Genomic DNA, 17,827 nt, shown 5'->3' on the forward strand with positions numbered 1-17,827 from the left:
ATGTCAGTCGACCGAGACCAGGTGCTGCGCACCGCAGCCGCCCTGCTCACCCGCAAGGCCACGGCCACGATGGACGAGGTGGCCAGGGCGGCCGGTCTCAGCCGCGCCACGCTGCACCGGCACTTCGCGGGCCGGGACGCACTCGTCAGGGCTCTGGAAGAACTGGGGATCCAGGAGTGCGAGGCCGCCCTCGACGCGGCCCGGCTCGACGAGGGCAGCGCCGACGACGCCGTACGCCGGCTGGTGACGGAGATCCAGCCGTGCGCCGGACTCCTCGCCTTCCTCGTCACGGAGAACCAGCTCTTCGAGGGTGAGTCGCAGAACGAGGGCTGGGCCCGGCTCGACGCCCGCATCGCCGCACTGTTCACGCGCGGCCAGGAGCGCGGCGAGTTCCGTATCGACCTGACACCCGCGTGGCTCACGGAGGCGCTCTACAGCCTGATCGGCGGGGGCGCATGGGCCGTACAGGACGGCCGGGTGGCCGCCAAGGACTTCCAACACATGATCGTCGAGCTTCTGCTCGGCGGCGCCAGACGGAGAGTGGAACCATGACCAGCACACACCAGCGCACATCCGCGGCGGAGGTGGAGCCGAGGCCCGGGCGAGGACGATGGCTCGCGCTCTCCGTCCTCGTGCTCGCGGTGCTCCTGGTCGCGGTCGACGCGACGGTGCTCGGTCTCGCGACGCCGTACATCAGCGAGGACCTGGAGCCGACCGGCACGCAGCTCCTGTGGATCGGCGACGTCTACTCGTTCGTGATCGCGGGACTCCTGGTCTCCATGGGCAGCCTCGGTGACCGCATCGGCCGTAAGAAGCTGCTGCTCACGGGCGCTGTCGCGTTCGGTGCCGTCTCGGTGCTCAACGCGTACGCGACGACCCCCGAGATGATGATCCTGGCCCGGGCCCTGCTCGGCGTCGCGGGCGCCACCCTGATGCCCTCGACCCTCGCCCTGATCCGCAACATCTTCACCGACCCGCGCGAGCGTTCCCTCGCCGTCGGCATCTGGGGCGCGGCGGCCTCGGCGGGCGCGGCCGTGGGCCCCGTCGTCGGCGGTTTCCTGCTCGAGCACTTCTGGTGGGGCTCGGTCTTCCTGATCAACCTGCCCGTGATGGCGGTTCTCGTCCTCGTCGGCATCAAGCTGCTGCCCGAGTCGAAGAACCCGGCCGGCGGGCCGTGGGACCTGATCAGCGTCGTCCTGTCCCTCGTCGGCATGATCGGTGTCGTCTACGCGGTCAAGCAGGCCGCCTCGCACGGCCTCGGCTGGGAGGTGCCGGCGTCCGGCGTGCTCGGACTGGCCGCTCTGACATGGTTCGTCCGCCGCCAGCTCACGCTGCCCGCACCGCTCCTCGACATGCGCCTGTTCCGCCACCGCGGATTCTCGGCCGCCGTCCTCGCCGATCTGCTCACCATCCTCGGGCTTTCGGGCCTGGTGTTCTTCCTCTCCCAGTTCCTGCAACTGGTCCAGGGGCGCGGCCCGTTCGAGGCCGGTCTCGCCGAACTGCCCGCCGCCGTCGGGGCGGTGGCGGCCGGACTGGTCGCCGGCAGGGTCGCGCGCCGGTTCTCCGTGCGCTCCGTCGTCGCGGGCGGCCTCGCCGCGGTGGGCCTCGCCCTGGCCGGGCTGACTGGGCTCAGCCAGTCGACCGGCTATCCGCTGCTCGGATCGGTGCTCCTGATCGTCGGCGTCGGCGCGGGGTTCTCGTTCACCGTCACGGCCGACGTGATCCTCTCCAACGTGCCGAAGGAGCAGGCGGGCGCGGCCTCGGCGGTCTCCGAGACGGCGTACGAACTGGGCGCGGCCCTGGGCATCGCCCTGCTCGGCTCCATCGTCACGGGCGTCTACCGGGACTTCACGGCCCCGGCCGGCACCCCGCCCGAGGTGGCGTCGGCCGCCCACGAATCCCTGGGCGGCGCGGTCGAGTCCGTCTCGGCGCTGCCCGCGCACACCGCGAGCGAACTGCTCACGGCGGCGCAGGGCGCCTTCGTCGACGGGCTGCGGGCCGCCGCGGGCGTCGGCGCGGCGGTGCTCCTCGCGACGGCGGTGGCGGCGTGGTTCCTGCTGCGCGGCCAGAAGCTGGAGGACGGCGTCGAACACCCGTGACGGACGCGTCCGCACGGATGACGACGCGGCCGTACGGATGACGCACTTTCAGCGGGCGTCCCCAGGGCCATACGCATGACGAAGGGCCGCACCCACCGGGTGCGGCCCTTCGTGACGCTCAAGTGCTACCGGCTCAGGCGGCCTTCGCCTTGGTCGCGTACATGTCCACGTACTCCTGGCCGGACAGGCGCATGACCTCCGCCATCACCGAGTCCGTCACGGCGCGCAGCACGTAGCGGTCGCGGCCCATGCCGTCGTAGCGCGAGAACTCCATCGGTTCGCCGAAGCGGACCGTGACGCGGCCGGGCCGGGGGAGGCCGCTGCCGCCCGGCTGCAGCTTGTCCGTGCCGATCATCGCGAACGGGACGACGGGGGCGCCCGTCATCAAGGTCAGCCGGGCGATGCCGGTGCGGCCGCGGTAGAGCCGGCCGTCGGGGGAGCGGGTGCCCTCGGGGTAGATGCCGAAGACCTGGCCCTCCTCCAGGACGCGGCGGCCGGTCATGAGCGCCGCGACACCGCCGTTGGCGCCGTCGCGGTCGACCGGGATCATGCCGACGCCGGTGAAGAACCACGCCATGACACGGCCCTTGAGGCCCTTGCCGGTGACGTACTCGTCCTTGCCGATGAACAGGACCTGACGGTCACACACGATCGGCAGCACGATCGAGTCGATGAAGGTCAGGTGGTTGCCCGCGAGGATGACAGGACCGGTGCCCGGGATGTTCTCGGCGCCCTCCACCCGGGGGCGGAACATCAGGCGCATGATCGGTGAGAGCACTGCCTTGATGAACGCGAAACGGGACAACGGGCCCTCCGGTGTCAAGGGGTGGCGGCCTAAGCCGTGGCTGGACGAGCTGAAGTCTGTGCAGGTGAGGACGATACTCGCGGCCCCCGGCCCGTTGCACATCGGGTTCACGCGCTCGATACGCAGTGTTGACCATTATTTACGCTCCGTTGGCCCTCACGCGGCACGCAGGAGTCACCCCGCATCACCCTTCCGTTCGGCCCGAGGTCTCCCACCGGACACTCCCGCACACCTACGATCGGTGCGCTTTGACAGGTGCAAGGCAGCGATGTGGGAGGAGTGCTCAATGGGGATGCGGAAGTCACAGGAGTCCCGGGGGTCGCAGCTCGGCCGCCGTTCGGTACTGGGTGCGGCGGTGCTCGGCGCGGGCGGAGCCGTCCTGGGCGCGCCCGGCGTGGCGAGCGCCGACGAGCGCGGCAGTGGCGGACATCACGGCGGTGATGGCTACAAGAGCCTGCCTGTGCCCACCGTCATCGCCCACCGCGGTACGAGCGGCTACCGCCCGGAGCACACCTTCGGCTCGTACCAGCTGGCCCTGGACATGGGCGCGCACGTCATCGAGGCGGGGGACCTCGTGCCCACCAAGGACGGTCACCTCGTATGCCGTCACGAGCCGGAAATCGGCGGTACGACCGACGTCTCCGCGCACCCCGAGTTCGCCGGCCGCAAGACCACCAAGAGCCTGGACGGGGTCGCCACCACCGGCTGGTTCACCGAGGACTTCACGCTCGCCGAGCTGAAGACCCTGCGCGCCAAGGAGCGCATCCCGGCCAACCGCCAGCGCAACACCCTCTACGACGGCCGCTGGGACATCCCCACCTTCGAAGAGGTCCTCAAGTGGCGGGAGCGGCAGAGCCGCGAGCGCGGCAAGGAGGTGTGGATCCACGTCGAGACCAAGCACCCCACCTACTTCCGCAAGCTCGGCCTCGGCCTTGAGGAGCGCGTCGCCACGCTCCTGCGCAAGTACGGCGTGAACAGGAAGAATTCGCCCGTCTTCCTCCAGTCGTTCGAGCCGACCAGCATCCAGCGGCTGAACAAGCTGGTCGACAACCCGCTCGTCGTGCTCCTGTCGACCGCGAACTCCCGCCCCTGGGACTTCGTCGACGCCGGTGACCCGCGCACCGTCGCCGACCTCATCACCCCCGAGGGCCTCGATGAGATCGCCTCGTACGCCCAGGGCATCGGCCCCACGCTCGACCTCGTCATCCCCAAGGACAAGGACGGCAAGCTCCTCGCGCCCACCACGCTCGTCAACGACGCGCACGCCGCGGGCCTGATCCTGCACCCGTACACGATGCGCAACGAGAACACCTTCCTGCCCGCCGACTTCAAGAAGGGCACCGACCCGAACGCCTACGGCGACGCGTTCGGCGCCTTCAAGGCATATCTGGCCACCGGCATCGACGGCATCTTCTCGGACAACTGCGACACGGCGCTCCTCGCCCGCGAGGACTTCCTGAAGGCCTGACCTCCCTCAGCGCGCCGTCAACACCGCGCACCCCGGCCCCGGTCGGGGTGACGCGCGGCCGCCCAGGCAACCGCACGCCCGGGCGGCCGCGTCCCGCCCGGCATGACGTACGACCTGGTCATCGACGCCCTGCGCCCGCTCATCGCCGCCGAGGTCTCGGCGGAGACCGGCGACGGCGCGGGCGAACCCGGCGACCTCGAACAGGCCGTCTGGCTGCGCCTGCTGGAGCGCATCGACACCGACGGCCCGCCCGCCGATCCGGCGGCCTGGCTCACCGCCGCCGTCAGATCCGAGGCGCGCCGCACCCGCCACGCCGCCCTGCGCGAGATCCCGTACGTCACGGAGCCCGCCGACGACGACGACTTCGAACACGGCCCGGAACAGCGGGCGCTGGCCGGCGACCGTCACCGCGCGCTGCACGCCGCCGTGGCCAGACTGCCCGGGCGCTGCCCCCGTGTCGTGGCCGCTCTCCTGTCACCACAGGACCTCACCTACCGCGAGATCGCAGGGGAGTTGGGTATCTCACAGGGCAGCCTCGGTCCGGAACGTTCCAGATGTCTGGGATGCCTGCGCAGAATGCTGGCAGCAGAGGTTGCGGCTCCTGAACCCTGGGGAAAGGAGCGATAGACAACCGGCGGAGCAGGTGAGCGGGAGGCATGCACACATGGGCATGAGCGTGATCATCTCTGCGGCGACCGAGCAGGACGCCGAGAAGATCCTCAAACTTCAGTACCTGTGCTACCAGAGCGAGGCCGAGCTCTACGGCGACTACTCCATCGAACCGCTGACGGAACCGCTCGCCTCGGTCAGGGCCGAACTCGAGGGCGGCACCGTCCTGGTGGCCCGGCTCGGGGAGGAGGTCGTGGCCGCGGTGCGGGGCGCCGTGGACGCGGACGGCACGGCCCGGATAGGCAAGCTCGTCGTGCACCCGCGCATGCAGCGCCACGGCCTGGGCGGGCGGCTCCTCGACGCCGTCGAGGCGAAGCTCGGCGTCGACGGCGCCGCCAAGCGCTTCCAGCTGTTCACCGGCCACCGCAGCGAGCACAACCTGCGGCTCTACCGGAAGCACGGCTACGCGGCCGTGTCCACGAAGCGCGTCGACGAGCGGCTCACCGTGGTGACGCTCGCCAAGGAGGCGGAAGCAGACGCCTTCGTCGCCTAGTCGCTGTCGCCCGGTTCCTGCCGGCAGACGCTAGCGCGTGGCCCGGCGCGCCTTGTTGAGCCAGAACATCGCGGTCACCGGGAGCAGTACCGGAATGAACAGATAGCCCATGCCGTAATCCGACCAGACCGTGGCGTCCGGGAACGCCGACGGGTCCGCCAGCGTCCAGGTCCCCACGGTCAGTACGCCCACGAGCTCGGCGGCGCAGCACACCAGCGCCGCCTTGCGGGCCGTCTCCCCGCCGCGCACGAGCGAGTACGTGATGAAGCCGTACACGATGCCCGCGAGCGCCGACAGCGAGTAGGCGAGCGGCGCGTGGTCGAACTCCGTGGAGATCTGGACGGCCGAGCGCGAGACCGCGCCGACCACCATCACGCCGTACAGCCACACCAGCAGGGTGCCGGGGCCGCTGGTCAGTTTCTGCGGCTTGCCGCCGCTCTCGCTCTGTGAGGTCACGGACACCTCAGCCTCCCCAGATGTCATAGAGCCGCACTTGCAGGACGGCCAGCACGATGCCGCCGGCCGCCACCGTCACCGAACCCCAGCGGGTGCGCTCGGCGAGCGACATGAAGCCGGCCGCCGGGATGCACGCGAACGCGCCGATCAGATAGGCCACGAAGATCGTCGTGCCCTGTTCGGGCTTCTCGCCGCGCGCCAGCTGCACGATGCCGACGATCAGCTGGACCGTGGCGAGCAGCGACACCACCGCCATGCCGATGAAGTGCCAGTCCTTGGTCGGCTGGTCGCGGTAGGCGGCGAAGCCGCACCAGGCGGCGAGCACGAGCGCGGCAACAGCGGTCGCGACCGTCAGGGCATCAAGCATGCCGAGACCCTATTACGGCCGAAAAGGCCCGGTGCGCGCGGCCCCGTCACCGTGGCGTTGGCCACAGCATGCCGGGAGCCGGGCCTGGTTCGTACGCGGGCGGGAACCGCCTCCTGCCCCTGTCCGCACTGGCCGGACGGGGCGCCAGGTGCGGCTCGGGCCGGGGCGGGCACCGTCCAGAGCCGTCCGCTATTCGGACAGCGGTTCGGGGATCCCGGCCCACTTCTGCTTTACTTTTCGCATGACCACGACGAGCAGCCGCACCCTTGCGACCGAGGCGACGATGACGCCCGGTGCTCGTTGTATGTGTCGAATGTGCGCCTTCTGAGGGCCCCCGCACCGCCTGTTTCTCGCGCCCCGAAGCGAAACGCCGTGCCCAGTACGTACTTACGCCGTACGTGACCGGGCCGCCCCGCGCACAGTCTCCCCCGGTTCCACCGCCACAGCGAGAACCGTGCTGCGTCCAGGCCGATCCCGACCATGAATGCCCGCCGCAGGCGCTCACCCGCGCCGCGCAATCGACAGTGACGGAATCCCACGTGATCACCACCCAGGGCCTCACCAAGGTCTACCGCTCGCGCGGTCGAGAGGTCACCGCCCTCGACGGCGTCGATCTGCACGTCCGCGAGGGCGAGGTGTACGGCGTCATCGGCCAGTCAGGCGCCGGCAAGTCCTCGCTCATCCGCTGCGTCAACCTCCTGGAGCGTCCCACCTCCGGCACCGTGACGGTCGCCGGACAGGACCTCACCGCCCTCGTCGGCCGCGGGCCCCGCGCCGGCAAGGAGCTGCGCGAGGCACGCAGCCGTATCGGCATGGTCTTCCAGCACTTCAACCTGCTGTCCTCGCGCACCGTCCAGGACAACATCGAGCTGCCGCTCGAAATCCTCGGCAAGTCGGGGAAGGAGCGGTCCCGCAAGGCGCTGGAGCTCCTCGACCTGGTCGGCCTCGCCGACAAGGCCAAGTCCTACCCGGCCCAGCTCTCCGGCGGCCAGAAGCAGCGCGTCGGCATCGCCCGCGCCCTGGCCGGCGACCCGAAGGTGCTGCTCTCCGACGAGGCCACCAGCGCCCTCGACCCCGAGACCACCCGCTCCATCCTCCAGCTCCTGCGCGACCTCAACCAGCAGCTGGGCCTGACCGTCCTGCTCATCACGCACGAGATGGACGTGGTCAAGACGGTCTGCGACTCCGCCGCTCTCATGGAGCGCGGACAGGTCGTCGAGTCCGGCACGGTCAGTGAGCTCCTCGCCACCCCGGGATCCGAACTCGCCGCCGCGCTGTTCCCCGTCAGCGGCGACGCGAGCGGCGCGGACCGCACGGTCGTCGACGTCACCTTCCACGGCGAGTCGACGACCCAGCCGGTCATCTCCCAGATGTCGCGCACGTACAACATCGACATCTCGATCCTCGGCGCCGCGATGGACACCGTCGCCGGCAAGCAGGTGGGCCGCATGCGTATCGAGCTGCCCGGCCGCTTCGACGAGAACGTCGTGCCGATCGGCTTCCTGCGCGAGCAGGGCCTCCAGGTCGAGATCCAGGGCCACGAGCCCGTACTGCTGAAGGAAGGTGTCACCAAGTGACCTGGTCGGAGATGCAGCCGCTGCTGTCCCAGGCATGTTGGGACACCCTCTACATGGTCGGCTGGTCCACGCTGATCGCCGTCGTCGCGGGCCTGCCCCTCGGCGTCCTGCTGGTCCTCACGGACCGTGGCGGCCTGCTGCAGAACGCCGTGGTGAACAAGGTCATCGGGCAGATCGTGAACATCGTCCGCTCGATGCCCTTCCTCATCCTGATGGTCGCCCTGATGGGCTTCACCCGCTGGATCGTCGGCACCACCATCGGCCGCGAGGCCGCCATCGTGCCGCTGGCGATCGGCGCCATCCCGTTCTTCGCACGGCTCGTCGAGACCTCCGTACGGGAGGTGGACGGCGGTCTGATCGAGGCCGTGCAGTCGATGGGCGGCAACACCTGGACCGTGGTCCGCAAGGTCCTCGTGCCCGAGTCGCTGCCGTCGCTGATCTCGGCCACCACCACGACGATCATCGCGATCATCGGCTACTCCGCGATGGCCGGCACGGTCGGCGCGGGCGGCCTCGGCGACCTCGCGATCCGCTACGGCTACCAGCGCTTCGAAGCCGAGCTGATGTGGATCATCGTGGCGATCCTCGCCGTCACCATCGCCGTCATCCAGTTCGCGGGCGACAGCGGAGCCCGCGTCCTGCACCGCCGGGCGGGCAAGGGCGGCGAGCCGCTCCGCTTCCGCGCCTTCACGGGCCTGCTGTCCGGCGGTCCCGTCACCGCGGACGCCGCCCCGGCCAAGACCCGCTGACCCGCTGACCGCGATCCCTGTCTCCCCGTCCCACCCGGCGGGTTGCACCACCCATGGAGAAAGGCACTTTTCGTGCGTAACACCACCAAGATCACCGCAGTTGTCCTCGCCACCGGCGCCCTCACCCTCGGCCTGACCGCCTGCGGCTCCGAAAAGGGCGACACGAAGGCCAAGGCGTCCGACCCGCTGGTCGTGGCCGCGACGCCCGTCCCGCACGCCGAGATCCTCGAGTACGTGAAGGACAACCTGGCGAAGAAGGCCGGCCTCAACCTCGAGGTCAAGGAGTTCACCGACTACGTCACGCCGAACACGGCGACCGAGGACGGGTCCGTGGACGCCAACTACTTCCAGACCCAGCCGTACCTGGAAGACTTCAACAAGAAGAACGCCACGCACCTCGAGTCGGTCGCCACGGTCCACCTCGAGCCGCTCGGCCTCTACTCCCAGAAGGCCAAGAAGCTCGACGACCTGAAGAAGGGCGGCACCGTCGCCCTCCCGAACGACGCCGACAACGAGAGCCGCGCCCTGCGCTTCCTCGCCGCCAACAAGCTCATCACGCTCAAGAGCGGCTCCGAGGCCACCGCGACCCCGCAGGACATCGCGAAGAACCCGAAGGACCTCCAGTTCAAGGAGGTCGAGGCGGCCCAGACCCCGCGCTCCCTGCAGGACGTCGACGCCGCGGTGATCAACGGCAACTACGCCATCGGTGCCGGCCTCAAGCCGGCCAAGGACGCCCTCGCCCTGGAGTCCACGAAGAACAACGCGTACAACAACGTCCTCGCCGTGAAGAAGGGCAACGAGAACGACCCGCGCGTGAAGAAGCTCGCGAAGCTGCTGACGTCGCCCGAGGTGAAGAAGTTCATCGAGGACAAGTACAAGGGCTCCGTGCTCCCCTCCTTCTGATCCGGGACACGAGCACCTACTGATGCGCACCGTCACGCTTCCCGCCGCCGTCATCGCCGGAGCGCTCGCGCTCGGCCTGACGGCCTGCGGGTCCGGCGGCTCGGGGTCCGGCTCCGGCGACACGAGCGGCAAGCTCGTCGTCGGCGCCACCCCGACCCCGGCCGGCGAAGTCCTCGCGTACGTACAGCATCACCTGGCGAAGAAGGCCGGACTCGACCTGGAGATCAAGGAGTTCACGGACTACGTCCTGCCGGACACCTCTCTCCAGGACGGCTCCCTCGACGCCAACCTGTATCAGCACAAGCCCTACCTGGACGACTTCAACAAGTCCAAGGGCACCACCTTGAGCGCGGTCACCGAGGTGTACCTGCCGCCCATGGGTGTCTACTCCCAGAAGGTCGACGACGTCACGAAGCTCCGCGACGGAGCGACCGTGGCCCTGCCGAACGACACCACCAACGAGGGCAGGGCCCTCGAACTCCTCGCCTCCAAGGGCGTCATCGGGCTCAAGAAGGGCGCAGGCGCGAACGCGAGCCCGCGGGACGTCGCGTCCAACCCGAAGAAGCTCGTCTTCAAGGAGCTCGAACCGGCCCAGCTGCCGCGCTCGTTGGCCGACGTCGACGCGGCCGTCATCAACAACAACTACGCGCTCGACGCGAAGTTGAGCCCCAAGAAGGACGCCATCCTCGTGGAGTCCGTGAAGGGCAACCCGTACAACAACGTCCTCGCCGTCAAGAAGGGCAACGAGGACGACCCCCGGGTCAAGAAGCTTGCCGCGCTGCTGACTTCACCCGAGGTGAAGAAGTTCATCGAGGACAAGTACCAGGGCTCGGTGCTTCCGGTCACCACCGGCTGACACCACCCGCAGCCACCGCACCTGCATACATGGGGTCCTCTTCCGCACCGGGAGAGGACCCCGTGGTGCAGTTACGTGCCTTCATGCTGCATGCTGGGCACTTCACCAGGCCATGAAGGTTACGGAGCGGCGCCATGACTACTGGTACTCGGGGCTTCCCGGACATCTCCATCAGCACGGATCGGCTGGTCCTGCGCGCCCTCGAGGAGGACGACGCCCCCGCCCTCGCCGAGATGATGAACGACGAGATGGTCGCCGCCTGGACCTCCGTGCCCCAGCCCTTCACCGAGGACCAGGCCCGCACCTGGATCGCCCAGTACGCCCCCACCGAGCGCATCGCCGGCCGCGGCCTCGACCTGGCCGTCACCGAGTTCCTCACCCAGCGCCTGGTCGGCATCGTCCAGCTCGGCAAGACGAACTGGCACGTGGGCTCCTCCGAGCTGTCGTACATCATCGCGCCCTGGGCCCGCGGCGAGGGCTACGCGTCCGAGGCGGCGCTCGCCACCGCCCGCTGGCTCTTCCGCGAGCAGGGCCTCGAGCGCCTGGAGCTGCGCACCGCGGCCGACAACACTGCCTCCCAGCAGGTCGCCCAGAAGATCGGCTGCATCAGCGAGGGAGTCCTGCGCAACGCGTGCATAGCGCGTACCCGTACCGAGGACGGCGGCTGGGAGGACCTGCGGACCGACTTCATCGTGTGGAGCCTGCTGCCCGAGGATCTCGACGGCGTCTCCGACGAGTTCGCCGAAACCAGTGGATACACGTCCTTCTCGGACTGGAACTGACCCCCAAGGCCGCACCCAGGCAGACCAGGTACGCTCACCGAGCCCGTTCGACCCGCAAGACCCCCAGGAGACTGACACGATGGCCGACCGGGTCACGGTGATCGGCTGGGACGGCTCGCCCCTGACCGCGGCGGCACGCTCGGCTCTGGGCGCCGCCACCCTCGTGGCGGGCGCGGGTCACCACCTAGCGCTTCCCGAGGTGCCGGGCCGCGCCGAGCGGATCAGGCTCGGCAGCGTGGCGCTCGCCGCCCGCCGCATCGCCGCCCATCGCGGCACCGCCGTCGTCCTCGCCGACGGAGACCCCGGTTTCTTCGGCGTGGTACGCACGCTGCGCGCGCCCGAGTTCGGCCTAGAGGTCGAAGTGGTCCCCGCCGTCTCCTCCGTGGCCCAGGCGTTCGCCCGCGCCGGCATGCCCTGGGACGACGCCCAGGTCGTCGTCGCCCACCGCCGCACCCTGCGCCGCGCCGTCAACGTCTGCCGCGCCCACCCGAAGGTCGCCGTCCTCACCTCTCCCGGAGCCGGCCCCGCCGAGCTCGGACTGCTCCTCGAAGGCGTCCACCGCACCTTCGTCATCTGCGAGGAACTCGGCACCGACCGCGAGCGGGTCACCGTCGTGACCAGCGACAAGGCAGCCGATCACACCTGGCGCGACCCGAACGTCGTCATCGTCATCGGCGGCCCCACCGCCCCCGCCGACGAAAGCGCCTGGCTCGCCGGAGGCGCCCCGCCGGCCGGCGTGCGCGGCTGGGCCCTTCCCGCCGCCGAGTACGGCGGCGGCCTCGGCGAGGGCGAGACCGAGCCCCTGCGCGCGGCCCAACTCGCCCGCACCGGACCGCGCGTGGGCGACCTCGTCTGGGACATCGGCTGCGGCGGCGGAGCCTTCACGGCGGAGGCCGCCCGCTTCGGCGCCGCCGTCATCGCCGTCGACCGCGACCCCGACGCCTGCGCCCGTACCCTCGCCACCGCCCGCCGCTTCGGCGTGCAGCCGCAGATCGTGCACGGCACGGCGCACATCCTCGAAGACCTGCCCGAACCCGATGTCGTACGCATCGGGGGCGGGGGAGCGGCCGTCGTCTCCGCCGTCGCCGACCGGCGTCCCGAGCGCATCGTGACGCACGCCGCGACACGCGATGCCGCCGAACTCATCGGCAGGGACCTGACGGAGCACGGCTACCGGGTCGAGTGCTCGCTCCTGCAGTCCGTCGAGCTGGACACTCGTGCCTGGACCGAGAAGGAGCGGACCGTGGGATTCCTGCTCTCCGGGGAGTTGCCCGACCGCAACCCGTGACCCCGTCGCTCCGGGGCGCGCGGTAGGCTGGCCGATCGTTGTACCGCACCCGGACGTCCGGCTTTCCGTCGGCCAATGTCCGGAAAACGCGCCACTTTTGGGGCACGTGTGGTACGGCAGGACCGGAGGATGCGCAACGTGGCGCAGTCCACAGCGGGCCGTGCCCGATCCAGGTGCGGTGGCAGCCGGCCGACCGGGACAATACCTGTTGTCCTCAGCCGGCTCGTGCCGCACGGCACTCACGCTCGTTCTTCATGACGGGCGGTCGGTGCGCCGCTCCGGTCACTGGGGTCGCATCCCCGGCCGACGGCCGGGGGCTGCCGAAGAAGCACTAACCGATGGGCGAGGGGTACGCATGACCGACACCGGCCAGGTTCCGGGCGAGGGGCTGCCGGAGAACGCAGGCACGGTGGAACAGCCGGGCGTCCCCGCCCCGGGTGCGTACACCTTCCTCGACCCCTCCGAAACCCCCACCGAAGACGACGATCTGCTGCTGATGCCGGGTTCGCAGGGCGCCTGGGGCGAGCCGCAGGCCGCCCCGATGCCCGCCCCGCACGAGCCGGGCCCGCACGAGACGGCGGGCCGAGACAGCGGCCAGGTCGACCTGAACGGCGTCCGAGTGCCGGGGCCCTCGCCCGCCCCGCACTCCGGGCCCGCGCGTCGCCCGCTGCACATGGGCCCGCCGGTGCCGGACGGCACGGGCAGCCCCGTCCGCTCGCTCGCCGACCGCGGCCCCGCGCACACACCGCCGAACCCCGTGCCGGTACGTCAGGCGGGCCCGCCCACCACGGAACCCGAGTACCTCGACATCCCGCGCGACGAGACGGGTGCCCCGGCGCCGCAGCTCGGTGAGATCCCGCCGGGGGGCGCCGCCGCCTGGGGCGCACAGCCGCAGCAGGGCTTCGAGGCGCCGGCCGCGGCAGCGGAGGCCGCCGCGCAGGCGGCCCCGGACGTCGCAGCAGAAACGGTCGTCCCGGACGCCATTCCTGTCGCACCGGCCGCCCCGACGCAGCAGACCGTCGGCGACGCCCCCGTGTTCGCCCAGGCGCCGCAGCATCCGCAGGACGTGCAGGCCGCGCAGGCCGAGGCGGCCGAGCTGACGCCGGAGGCCTCGGTGGCCCCGGAGTTCGCCGTTCCCGAGGAGGTGCCGGTGTACGCCGCGGCTCCCGACGGCGGCCTGTTCGCCGAGGAGCAGGCCGCGCCGGCCGAGTACGCCGTCGACTACTCCTCCGCTCCGAACGGTGTGCAGTTCGCGCCGGTCGCGCAGGGCCCCGAGGACGCGCAGTTCGCGGTGCAGCCCGAGCCGGTGGCTGCCTATGCAGGGCATCAGCAGATGGCCGCGCACCCCGGTGAGCTGCCCGTCGACCCGCGCTCCGGCCAGTTCGCGATGGCGCCGGAGGCGGTTCAGGGCCGGCACTTCCCGCAGGCGCCCGCCGAGGGTCAGCAGGACCAGGCGCCGCAGCCGCTCGGCCAGTTCGTGCCCGTCGAGGGGAACATCCCCACCACGCCGCACCTGGCGCCGACGCCGCCGCAGCACATGGTCGTGCCGCCGCTGCCCGAGCCCGCGGCCGAGGTGCCCGAACCGGCGGCGCCCGCCGCCCCGGCCCCCGTCCTCATCGACGAGACCCCCGAAACACCCGCCGCGGACCAGGTCCCCCAAGCGCAAGAAGCACACGAAGTCCACGTGGTACCCGAGACACACGAAGCGCACGCGATGAACGACGGGGCGCACGCGATGAACGAAGCGCACGCCATGAACGAGCCGCAGTTGACGCACGAGCCCGCTGCGACCCCCGAGGTCCCCGAGACTCCCGAGGTCACCGAGGTGTCCGGGACCGCTGAAGCGCCCGAGGCGTTCGAGGCGCCCGCCGAGCCCTCGCCCGTGCTCCCCGAGGCCGTCGCCGAGACCCCCGCCGATGCGGACGCGACGGAGCCGCAGACCGCTCCCGAAGCCGCCGAGCCCGTCACCGCCGAGGCGGAGCAGGCGCTCGTGGAGGCCGAGCCGGAAACCCGCGTCCCCGCCCCCCGCGGGTCCGAGCCCGCCGTCCAGGACATGGCGGACGCGGCCCCCGGGACGCCGTCGGCCCCGGCCGACGACCTCGTGGGCGCGGCCGCTCCCGGCTACGACGAGGCCGAGCGCGAGGCCGTCCTGCGCGTCATGCGTGAGCGCCGCGACATCCGTAACGGCTTCCGCAGCGACCCGATCCCGCACGACGTGCTGCTCCGCGTCCTGGAGGCCGCGCACACGGCGCCGTCCGTCGGCCACTCCCAGCCCTGGGACTTCGTCGTCATCCGCTCGGCGGAGACCCGGCGCACGATGCACGAACTGGCCATGCGCCAGAAGGACGCGTACGCCAAGTCCCTGCCCAAGGGCCGCGCGAAGCAGTTCAAGGAACTGAAGATCGAGGCCATCCTCGACACCCCGGTGAACATCGTCGTCACCGCCGACCCGACGCGCGGCGGCCGCCACACCCTCGGCCGCCACACGCAGCCGCAGATGGCCCCGTACTCCTCCGCGCTCGCGGTCGAGAACCTGTGGCTCGCGGCCCGCGCCGAGGGCCTCGGTGTCGGCTGGGTCAGCTTCTTCGACGAGCGGGAGATGGTCCGCACCCTCGGTCTGCCCGACCACCTCGAGGTCGTCGCCTACCTCTGCGTGGGCTACGTCGACGAGTTCCCGGACGAGCCCGAGCTGATGCAGGCCGGCTGGTCCAAGCGCCGCCCGCTGTCGTGGGTCGTCCACGAGGAGACGTACGGCCGCCGCGCCCTGCCCGGCGAGGACCCGCACGACCTGCTCGCCGAGACCGTCTCCAACATCCGCCCGCTGGACGCCAAGGCGCTCGGCGAGGCGTGGGAGCGGCAGAAGCGGATGACGAAGCCGGCCGGCGCGCTCGGCATGCTGGAGATCATCTCGGCCCAGCTCTCCGGCCTGTCCCGCATGTGCCCGCCGCCGATCCCCGAGCCCGCGGCCGTCGCGATCTTCGCGGGCGACCACGGCGTGCACGCCCAGGGCGTCACCCCGTGGCCGCAGGAGGTCACGGCCCAGATGGTCGCCAACTTCCTGGGCGGCGGCGCGGTCTGCAACGCGTTCGCGAACCAGGTCGGCGCCGAGGTCTGCGTCATCGACGTGGGCGTGGCGAGCGAACTCCCGGCGACCCCGGGCCTGCTGCCCCGCAAGGTCCGGGCCGGCACGGCCGACATGACGACCGGGCCCGCCCTGAGCCGTGAGGACGTCAAGGCGGCCATCGAGGTCGGCATCGAGACGGCCCGCGACCTCGTCGCGGCCGGCAACAAGGCGCTCCTCACCGGCGAGATGGGCATCGCCAACACCACGGCGTCGGCCGCCCTGATCTCGGTCTACACGGGCGTCGACCCGTCCGAGGTGACCGGCCGCGGCACGGGCATCAACGACGAGACCCACGCCCGCAAGGTCGAGGTCGTCCGCCGCGCGCTCGACCTGCACCAGCCGGACCCCGCCGACCCGATCGGCGTCCTCGCCGCGGTCGGCGGCCTGGAGCACGCGGCAATGGTCGGCCTCCTCCTGGGCGGCGCGTCGCTGCGGACCCCGGTGATCCTGGACGGCGTCAGCGCCGGAGCGGCCGCCCTGGTCGCCCGTGCCGTCGCCCCGGAGGTCCTCGCGGCCTGCATCGCCGGCCACCGCAGCGCGGAGCCCGGCCATGTGGCGGCTCTGAACAAGCTGGGCCTGCGCCCCCTGATCGACCTGGACCTCCGCCTCGGCGAGGGCACGGGAGCACTCCTCGCCCTGCCGATCGTGCAGAGCGCGGCCCGTGCGATGCACGAGGTGGCGACGTTCGACTCGGCGGGCGTCACGGAGAAGTAGCAGGGCCGAGGGCGGCAGCCCTCATCGGCACAGGGGCGGGCCGGGACAGGGGTCCCGCCCGCCCCGTACGCTGAACCCGCACGTCAAAGGCCCGCTCCAGCGCCGAAGCGGGACCCGTACAGGCATCACCCGTCACACGCACCACCCGCACGAGGAGCCGCACGCCCATGGCCGCAGAACACCCCGCGTACCCCGTAGGCCTCCGTCTCACCGGCCGCCGCGTAGTCGTACTCGGCGGCGGCCAGGTCGCCCAGCGCCGCCTCCCGGCTCTCATCGCGGCGGGCGCCGACATCCACCTGGTCTCGCCCAGCGCGACACCCTCGGTGGAGGCCATGGCGGACGGCGGCGAACTCACCTGGTCGCGGCGCCCGTACGCGGACGGAGACCTCGCCGACGCCTGGTACGCCCTCATCGCCACCGGCGACCGCACCGCGAACGAGGCGGCCTCCGCCGAGGCCGAGCGCCACCGCGTCTGGTGCGTCCGCTCCGACGACGCCGACGCGGCCACCGCCTGGACGCCGGCCACCGGCCGCTCCGAAGGCGTCACGGTCGCCGTCCTGACCACCGACGCCGCCGGCCGCGACCCCCGCCACACGGCGGCCGTGCGCGACGCGATCGTCGAGGGCCTGCGCGACGGCACGCTCGTCGCTCCGCACCACCGCACCCGCACCGCCGGCGTCTGTCTGGTCGGCGGCGGACCCGGCGACCCCGACCTGATCACGGTCCGCGGCCGTCGCCTCCTCGCCGAGGCGGACGTCGTCATCGCGGACCGGCTCGGCCCCCGCGACCTGCTCGACGAACTCCCGCCGCACGTCGAGGTGATCGACGCGGCGAAGATCCCGTACGGCCGCTACATGGCCCAGGAGGCCATCAACAACGCACTCATCGAGCACGCCAAGCAGGGCAAGGCCGTCGTACGCCTCAAGGGAGGCGACCCGTACGTCTTCGGCCGCGGCATGGAAGAGGCCATCGCGCTGGAGGCCGAGGGCATCCCGTACACGGTCGTGCCCGGCATCTCCAGCTCGATCTCCGTCCCCGGCGCGGCCGGCATCCCGGTCACGCACCGCGGCGTCGCCCATGAGTTCACCGTGGTCAGCGGCCATGTCGCGCCCGACGACGAGCGCTCGCTCGTCGACTGGCCCGCCCTCGCCAAGCTGCGCGGCACCCTCGTCGTCCTGATGGGCGTCGACAAGATCGGCAGGATCGCCGAGACCCTCATCGCGCACGGCAAGTCCGCGCGGACGCCGGTCGCCCTGGTCCAGGAGGGCACCACGGCCGCGCAGCGCCGCGTGGACGCGACCCTGGAGACCGTCGAGGACGCCGTCCGCACCCACGAGGTGCGGCCCCCGGCCGTCATCGTCATCGGCGACGTCGTCGCGGTGGGCCCGCAGCACACCGCGTGACCCGTCACGAACCCCCACACGTAACCAGCGGTAACAGAACTCGCTCCGAGCCGTTGGCACCGCACCCAGGACAA

16 protein-coding genes are annotated in these 17,827 nt (G+C 71.4%); 13 read left to right on the top strand and 3 right to left on the bottom strand.

Features of this window, described 5'->3' with window-relative positions; genetic code table 11:
• Positions 1 to 552: a TetR/AcrR family transcriptional regulator gene (locus ACZ67T_RS14955; protein WP_469984191.1), complete on the top strand. Its 552-nt coding sequence runs from the start codon at positions 1 to 3 to the stop codon at positions 550 to 552.
• Positions 549 to 2,099 carry an MFS transporter gene (locus tag ACZ67T_RS14960; RefSeq protein WP_469984193.1) on the top strand — a complete coding sequence of 517 codons (1,551 nt, stop codon included), beginning with the start codon at positions 549 to 551 and terminating at the stop codon, positions 2,097 to 2,099. Before ACZ67T_RS14955 ends, ACZ67T_RS14960 begins: the two co-directional genes overlap by 4 nt.
• Positions 2,100 to 2,232: 133 nt before the next feature.
• On the opposite strand, the gene ACZ67T_RS14965 is transcribed toward ACZ67T_RS14960, so the two are convergent.
• Positions 2,233 to 3,006, bottom strand: a complete 774-nt coding sequence (locus ACZ67T_RS14965) for a lysophospholipid acyltransferase family protein (protein ID WP_383092988.1) — start codon at positions 3,004 to 3,006, stop codon at positions 2,233 to 2,235.
• Positions 3,007 to 3,190: 184 nt separating this feature from the next.
• On the opposite strand from ACZ67T_RS14965, the gene ACZ67T_RS14970 reads away from it, so the two are divergent.
• The 3 genes from ACZ67T_RS14970 to ACZ67T_RS14980 all read left to right on the top strand — a co-directional run bounded on the left by ACZ67T_RS14970 (position 3,191) and on the right by ACZ67T_RS14980 (position 5,534).
• Positions 3,191 to 4,372, top strand: a complete 1,182-nt coding sequence (locus tag ACZ67T_RS14970; protein ID WP_469984194.1) for a glycerophosphodiester phosphodiesterase — start codon at positions 3,191 to 3,193, stop codon at positions 4,370 to 4,372.
• 102 nt (positions 4,373 to 4,474) lie between these two features.
• Complete coding sequence (locus ACZ67T_RS14975; protein WP_469984195.1) at positions 4,475 to 4,999, top strand: RNA polymerase sigma factor; 525 nt, start codon at positions 4,475 to 4,477, stop codon at positions 4,997 to 4,999.
• Between the two features lie 37 nt (positions 5,000 to 5,036).
• Positions 5,037 to 5,534, top strand: coding sequence for a GNAT family N-acetyltransferase (locus ACZ67T_RS14980; RefSeq protein WP_469984197.1), 498 nt, complete (start codon positions 5,037 to 5,039; stop codon positions 5,532 to 5,534).
• A 30-nt stretch (positions 5,535 to 5,564) separates the two neighbouring features.
• On the opposite strand, the gene ACZ67T_RS14985 is transcribed toward ACZ67T_RS14980, so the two are convergent.
• Together ACZ67T_RS14985 and ACZ67T_RS14990 are read right to left on the bottom strand one after the other, a co-directional pair.
• Complete coding sequence (locus ACZ67T_RS14985; RefSeq protein ID WP_469984199.1) at positions 5,565 to 6,017, bottom strand: hypothetical protein; 453 nt, start codon at positions 6,015 to 6,017, stop codon at positions 5,565 to 5,567.
• Positions 5,998 to 6,357 (bottom strand): hypothetical protein, encoded by a 360-nt coding sequence (locus ACZ67T_RS14990; protein WP_469984200.1) that lies wholly within the window; start codon positions 6,355 to 6,357, stop codon positions 5,998 to 6,000. The genes ACZ67T_RS14985 and ACZ67T_RS14990 overlap by 20 nt, the downstream gene beginning before the upstream one ends.
• Positions 6,358 to 6,896: 539 nt before the next feature.
• Here ACZ67T_RS14990 and ACZ67T_RS14995 point away from each other — a divergent pair.
• From ACZ67T_RS14995 to cobA, 8 genes are all read left to right on the top strand, one after another.
• On the top strand, positions 6,897 to 7,934 hold the full coding sequence (locus ACZ67T_RS14995; RefSeq protein WP_469984201.1) for a methionine ABC transporter ATP-binding protein: 1,038 nt from the start codon (positions 6,897 to 6,899) through the stop codon (positions 7,932 to 7,934).
• Positions 7,931 to 8,683, top strand: coding sequence for a methionine ABC transporter permease (locus tag ACZ67T_RS15000; protein WP_469984203.1), 753 nt, complete (start codon positions 7,931 to 7,933; stop codon positions 8,681 to 8,683). Before ACZ67T_RS14995 ends, ACZ67T_RS15000 begins: the two co-directional genes overlap by 4 nt.
• Positions 8,684 to 8,755: 72 nt before the next feature.
• The gene (locus ACZ67T_RS15005) at positions 8,756 to 9,586 is read left to right on the top strand and encodes a MetQ/NlpA family ABC transporter substrate-binding protein (RefSeq protein WP_469984205.1); all 831 of its coding nucleotides are present in this window, start codon (positions 8,756 to 8,758) and stop codon (positions 9,584 to 9,586) included.
• Positions 9,587 to 9,608: 22 nt separating this feature from the next.
• The gene (locus ACZ67T_RS15010; protein WP_469984206.1) at positions 9,609 to 10,442 is read left to right on the top strand and encodes a MetQ/NlpA family ABC transporter substrate-binding protein; all 834 of its coding nucleotides are present in this window, start codon (positions 9,609 to 9,611) and stop codon (positions 10,440 to 10,442) included.
• Positions 10,443 to 10,576: 134 nt separating this feature from the next.
• Complete coding sequence (locus ACZ67T_RS15015) at positions 10,577 to 11,224, top strand: GNAT family N-acetyltransferase (RefSeq protein WP_469984207.1); 648 nt, start codon at positions 10,577 to 10,579, stop codon at positions 11,222 to 11,224.
• A gap of 79 nt (positions 11,225 to 11,303) precedes the next feature.
• Complete coding sequence (gene cbiE, locus ACZ67T_RS15020; protein ID WP_469984209.1) at positions 11,304 to 12,512, top strand: precorrin-6y C5,15-methyltransferase (decarboxylating) subunit CbiE; 1,209 nt, start codon at positions 11,304 to 11,306, stop codon at positions 12,510 to 12,512.
• Between the two features lie 355 nt (positions 12,513 to 12,867).
• Positions 12,868 to 16,350, top strand: coding sequence for a nicotinate-nucleotide--dimethylbenzimidazole phosphoribosyltransferase (gene cobT, locus ACZ67T_RS15025; RefSeq protein ID WP_469984210.1), 3,483 nt, complete (start codon positions 12,868 to 12,870; stop codon positions 16,348 to 16,350).
• A gap of 167 nt (positions 16,351 to 16,517) precedes the next feature.
• Positions 16,518 to 17,753, top strand: a complete 1,236-nt coding sequence (gene cobA, locus ACZ67T_RS15030; RefSeq protein ID WP_469984211.1) for a uroporphyrinogen-III C-methyltransferase — start codon at positions 16,518 to 16,520, stop codon at positions 17,751 to 17,753.
• Positions 17,754 to 17,827: the final 74 nt, after the last annotated feature.

Source organism: Streptomyces sp. NPDC107517, assembly GCF_055582645.1.

What these genes read in the sequence shown, in the direction of transcription:
- ACZ67T_RS14955 (WP_469984191.1), top strand. Translation starts at nt 1, where the DNA reads ATGTCAGTCGACCGAGACCAGGTGCTGCGCACCGCAGCCGCCCTGCTC.
- ACZ67T_RS14970 (WP_469984194.1), top strand. Translation starts at nt 3,191, where the DNA reads ATGGGGATGCGGAAGTCACAGGAGTCCCGGGGGTCGCAGCTCGGCCGC.
- cobT (WP_469984210.1), top strand. Translation starts at nt 12,868, where the DNA reads ATGACCGACACCGGCCAGGTTCCGGGCGAGGGGCTGCCGGAGAACGCA.
- ACZ67T_RS14960 (WP_469984193.1), top strand. Translation starts at nt 549, where the DNA reads ATGACCAGCACACACCAGCGCACATCCGCGGCGGAGGTGGAGCCGAGG.
- cbiE (WP_469984209.1), top strand. Translation starts at nt 11,304, where the DNA reads ATGGCCGACCGGGTCACGGTGATCGGCTGGGACGGCTCGCCCCTGACC.
- ACZ67T_RS15015 (WP_469984207.1), top strand. Translation starts at nt 10,577, where the DNA reads ATGACTACTGGTACTCGGGGCTTCCCGGACATCTCCATCAGCACGGAT.
- ACZ67T_RS14990 (WP_469984200.1), bottom strand. Translation starts at nt 6,357, where the DNA reads ATGCTTGATGCCCTGACGGTCGCGACCGCTGTTGCCGCGCTCGTGCTC.
- ACZ67T_RS14965 (WP_383092988.1), bottom strand. Translation starts at nt 3,006, where the DNA reads ATGTGCAACGGGCCGGGGGCCGCGAGTATCGTCCTCACCTGCACAGAC.
- ACZ67T_RS15010 (WP_469984206.1), top strand. Translation starts at nt 9,609, where the DNA reads ATGCGCACCGTCACGCTTCCCGCCGCCGTCATCGCCGGAGCGCTCGCG.
- ACZ67T_RS14975 (WP_469984195.1), top strand. Translation starts at nt 4,475, where the DNA reads ATGACGTACGACCTGGTCATCGACGCCCTGCGCCCGCTCATCGCCGCC.
- ACZ67T_RS14985 (WP_469984199.1), bottom strand. Translation starts at nt 6,017, where the DNA reads ATGACATCTGGGGAGGCTGAGGTGTCCGTGACCTCACAGAGCGAGAGC.
- cobA (WP_469984211.1), top strand. Translation starts at nt 16,518, where the DNA reads ATGGCCGCAGAACACCCCGCGTACCCCGTAGGCCTCCGTCTCACCGGC.
- ACZ67T_RS14980 (WP_469984197.1), top strand. Translation starts at nt 5,037, where the DNA reads ATGGGCATGAGCGTGATCATCTCTGCGGCGACCGAGCAGGACGCCGAG.